The organism is Paenibacillus sp. P4_E11 (assembly GCF_056401635.1).
In genome coordinates this window covers 1-2693 of record NZ_JBFUIX010000313.1, presented here as the reverse complement: position 1 = coordinate 2693, position 2693 = coordinate 1, and the positions used below count along the sequence as shown (strand labels likewise).

The window sequence follows — 2693 nt, the reverse complement described above, 5'->3', positions numbered from 1 at the left end:
GTACAATATATGGCGGCTTCCAAATGAAGAAAGTGGGGAAGGGCGATAATCGCGATGTCAGGCCGCATCTCCACAATCATTTGTCGATAATCCGTGTAAGCCTTCAAGCCGAACCGTTGAGCGCAATCGTCTGTTCTCGAGACGTTGACATCGGCGATCGCCACGGCTTCCATACCTTGCATCGTAGCAATCGCACGCAAATGATAATCTCCAATGATCCCTGCTCCTATTACGGCTACCTTCAACCTCATACTCTCGAACATCCCCAATCTCAACCAAATTGATCAGTTGCTAAGTTTTCTATTGTTCGCTCTGAGTCGGATGTACTCGTCCAAACCAATCTGACCGGCTACGCCACCTGATTGGGTCGTGCTCATTCCGCCGCAAATGCAACCAATGTGCAAGCAAGTTTCCACATCATAACCGGCTAGGAATCCGTATACGAATCCGGCATCGAAGCTATCTCCTGCACCGACAGCGTCGATGACACGAAGCTCTTTAAGCGAATCCGCTCTGAAGTATCGTCCTTGGTGATAGGCGAAGGCACCATCTGCACCGTCTTTCACGACGATCAACGGGATGATGTCTTGTAAGACCTCGATCGATTGTTCGACTGTATCCTGACGCGAGATCGCCTTCAATTCATTCACATTCGGTAGGAAAATATCCACATAAGGGAGCAACTCCTGCAAACCTCCAGCCCAGCGTTCATCCGGATCCCAGTTCGTGTCGAGACTGATGGTCATCCCGTGCTGCTTCGCTTTCTGAGCAATCGACACCCAATGAGGCTGCAGTTTTTGCATCAAAAAATAGCTGCCAATATGTAAATGTTTGGCGGATTCGAACAATTCGTTCGGGATGTCATCAAGTCCCATTGCATCGAGAGAACCAAGGTGAGTAAGGATAGCTCTATCGTTATCATCGCACAAGGCAATACTGATTCCTGTCTTATAATTCGGATTGGTAAGCACATAGTCCATGATTATCCCAGATGCTTGCAAACGATCCCGTACGATCACACCTAACGGATCATCGCCAACTATGCCGACACCTACCGTGCTCAATCGTAATTTGGCTGCTTGTGAGGCGAATATACAGCAGGAACCACCAAGTTCGATCGAGTAATCGCCAACAATCTGTTCGGCTTGCCCAAATCTAGGAATGATGTCTCCACCTCGTACGATCAAGTCGACACAAACGTCCATGAATGTCATAACATCGAATCTTTTGGTCATTACGGAGTACCGATTTGAATCCAAGGAGTCAGTCCTTGCGGAGAATCCGGATTCACACCCTTCTGAATCGCTTTGTAATAAGCCAATCCCTGCGTAACAAAGGAACCCAGCAGCCCTATGAATTCAGATTGTGTTTCTTGGTCCATGGAGAACACTTGATTATGCTGTTGGAAGGTGCCTGCTTGACCAATCACAATTACCTCAGCCCCTTTGTTCCGGCAATCCTGGACCAAATCTTCTTCCAGACGCTGCCCACCATTACCACTGCTGAACAGAACGACAAGTGTATAGGCGTTGACGTTAACGATTGGGCCATGCCGTAATTCCAACGTGTTGTAGAAGGAGACCGGAATTTGAGCCATTTCCAGCATGATCAAGGCTCCCTCACAGGCTACTCCGAACAAGCTCCCGTTGCCTAACGCAACAACATGATCCCATGGTTGATCAGCAATGCGCTTCAATCTGCTTTCATTCGCCCGAATAATTGCACCTGCGTTCTCAATGTAGCGGTCAGCCTCATCGATTAACGACTGATCATGGGACCAGATAGAAGTGAGGAATAGTTGGGTCATATATAGACTGACAAAAGATCGGGTTTGGCAGACGCTAACTTCATTGCACCAAGGAATATAGAGGCATAGATCGGATAATTGAGCAAGTGGACTATTCTCGTATTCAACGATAGAGAGGACCGAACAACGATACGTATCCTTTAATAAAGTTACCGCCTCGATCGTTTCCGATGTTGAGCCCGAACGAGAAGGAGCGATAATAAGAGGCTTCGTGAAGCGTTTCTTAAAGTAATCTGGATTGAGCAGAACGTCACCGCTTGCAACGGTGTAACATCGTACCCCGAGCTTATATTCCATCGTGACCGAAGCCGACAACGATCCCCAATAGCTGGAGCCACATGCGATGAAGACGATCTCCTCAGGCTTCTCATTCTCGTATAGTTGGGCAATCGATTCCCGCTGGGACTGAACATAATCCGATGTTTGCCGTAAGCTATCATATTGTTCGAATATTTCTACATAGGCTTGGTACATGGAACATTCCGCCTTTCTCATTATAGATTTTCACACTAATTGTAAATATTACGTACCCAATATTATATAGGTGTATTAGCTTTTTATATGGATAAATCGACTATTGGACTAATTTACCCTAAGCAAATACAGGGTTCGGAAGTCGGATGGCGTATAGCTAGCATATTCGCGGAATACTCTGGCGAAATGGCTGGAGTTCGTAAATCCTAAGTTGGCGGCAATCTCCTTGATGCTTCGTTCGGGAAGCTCGATGAGATCTGTCTGGGCTTGAAGCATCTTGAGTTTGGTGAAAAATTCGATAGAAGACATCCCGAATTTCCTCCTGATGAGTCGGGTCAAATGTTGGCGCGACAGCCCGAGCTCTTGTGACGTGCGGGCCACATCCACGGGCGAGGAGAGGTTCGTTCTCATC

The 2693-nt window shown here is 47.3% G+C and carries 4 protein-coding genes; all 4 read right to left on the bottom strand.

What is annotated here, in order from left to right:
• On the bottom strand, nt 1-251 hold a 251-nt coding region (locus AC1DWB_RS33335; RefSeq protein ID WP_477545383.1), incomplete at its 3' end, for a Gfo/Idh/MocA family protein.
• A 33-nt stretch (nt 252-284) separates the two neighbouring features.
• Nucleotides 285-1235 carry a carbohydrate kinase family protein gene (locus AC1DWB_RS33330; RefSeq protein WP_477545382.1) on the bottom strand — a complete coding sequence of 317 codons (951 nt, stop codon included), beginning with the start codon at nt 1233-1235 and terminating at the stop codon, nt 285-287.
• The gene (locus AC1DWB_RS33325) at nt 1235-2281 is read right to left on the bottom strand and encodes an SIS domain-containing protein (RefSeq protein WP_477545381.1); all 1047 of its coding nucleotides are present in this window, start codon (nt 2279-2281) and stop codon (nt 1235-1237) included. Before AC1DWB_RS33325 ends, AC1DWB_RS33330 begins: the two co-directional genes overlap by 1 nt.
• A gap of 108 nt (nt 2282-2389) precedes the next feature.
• Nucleotides 2390-2693: helix-turn-helix transcriptional regulator (locus tag AC1DWB_RS33320; RefSeq protein WP_477545380.1), on the bottom strand; the 304-nt coding region annotated here is incomplete at its 5' end.

Bases quoted from the DNA above. Each gene is read 5' to 3' on its own strand.
- AC1DWB_RS33330 (WP_477545382.1), bottom strand. From the start codon at position 1,235: ATGACCAAAAGATTCGATGTTATGACATTCATGGACGTTTGTGTCGAC.
- AC1DWB_RS33325 (WP_477545381.1), bottom strand. From the start codon at position 2,281: ATGTACCAAGCCTATGTAGAAATATTCGAACAATATGATAGCTTACGG.